This window comes from Ammonifex thiophilus, from assembly GCF_003368535.1.
In the GTDB taxonomy this organism is placed as follows: Bacteria; Bacillota; Desulfotomaculia; order Desulfotomaculales; family Ammonificaceae; genus Ammonifex; species Ammonifex thiophilus.
On sequence record NZ_QSLN01000044.1, the window covers coordinates 1 to 1,524 of the forward strand.

Annotated in this window: 1 protein-coding gene; it reads left to right on the forward strand. The window is 59.5% G+C overall.

Annotated features, from left to right (window positions below):
• Nucleotides 1-228 precede the first annotated feature (228 nt).
• Nucleotides 229-1,524, forward strand: a 1,296-nt coding sequence (locus DXX99_RS10945; RefSeq protein ID WP_165847845.1) for an RHS repeat domain-containing protein, incomplete at its 3' end; no start/stop codon positions are given.

Genomic DNA, 1,524 nt, shown 5'->3' on the forward strand with positions numbered 1-1,524 from the left:
GGCCAGGCGCAGCAGGCACCGCAGCAGGGGCAGTAGGGGGTCACGCGCGTGACCCCCCTTCTGTTTTTGAGGGAAACGGTAAAAAGGAGATTTTTTACCGCCAAAAGAGGAGAAACGGACTTCAAATACCACTTTTTGCCCTGAAATTCCCCTTGACCTTTACAAACGAGTGGTAAAAAATTGCTTTGAACCAGGTTGTGGAAAATACGGTGCCGGGAGGTAAGAGCCTTGCTTTCTCCCGGTAGATTCCTTGCAGGTGCGGCTTTAAAGTTTTTCTTCCTCTCCCTGTTCTTATTTACTGCTTTTCCGGCCAGAGCCGAAGTACCGCTCACCCTGACCGGACTCTGGCGGACCGAGGCTTACGTCGAAAGCGGACCGGCGCGAGGCAATTCTTACGGGGGATGGATCACCTTTTACCAGACGGGGAGCGAGCTTCACGGCAACTTTGCTTCCGCCTTCTTTTCAGGGACCTGCAGCGGCAGCTACGCCAGCGGGACGGTCCGGCTCAGCTGCTCCACCACCGAGGGCTACCAGGCCTCGATAACGGCCAGTGTATCCGGCGACCACCGGCAGATCCAGGGAAGGTGGAGCGACAACCACGGCAACTCGGGCACCTACACCGCCTGGCGCTACACCTCGCCTCCCTATACCGGTAAGAACGCCTTCCCCAACGTAGAGAAGGTAGATCCCTCCCTGCGAGGTGGCTCGCTTTACGCCGAGCCGGTAGACACCGGCACGGGGGCACACCTTTTAGAACGCACCCTTCTCGTCCTGCACGGGGCGCAGGAGATCCCCTTCAAGATATCCTACTGCTCTCTTCTCCTTAAGGAGGGACCTCTAGGCAAGGGGTGGGGGCACAACTTCGAGCTCCACCTGGAGTTCACCCCGAAGGGAGACGTGCTGCTCTGCTGGAACGCCAACCGGAAAAACCTTTTCGTCAACCTGGGCGTAGGAAAATACTCCTCCCCCGATTACGCCACCCGTTTCGACACTTTAAGCCGTAGCGGGGGCGGCTACACCTTAAAGCGCAGGGACGGGACTCTCTACACCTTCGACTCACAGGGCAAGCTCCTGGAGATCAAGAACCGGCAGGGGCAGGTGCTGAAGCTGGAGTACGGTCCGGACGGCCGGCTTACCACGGTTAAAGAACCCGTGTCCGGCAAGTATTTTTCCTTCCATTACAACGCTGCCGGTTTGCTGGAGAAGGTGGCCGATTCTGCCGGGCGGGCCGTAACCTTCGGCTACGACGCCGAGCACAACCTCGTCACCCTGACCGATGCCGCGGGCTACACCTTTACCTACACCTACGACCGGGAGGGGAGGGTGCTGGCGGCCTTCGATGCCGAAGGCAGGCAGATCTTCCGCAACACTTATGACGACTGCGGGCGCGTTATCTTGCAGGAGGGCGGGACGCCCGGCCGGGTCACCCGCTTCGCCTATTATGAAGACCCGGCGGCCGGTACCGTGGTACGACCGCAGCGGCCACATGAAGACTTACACCCACGACGCCTGGTACCGGCAGCT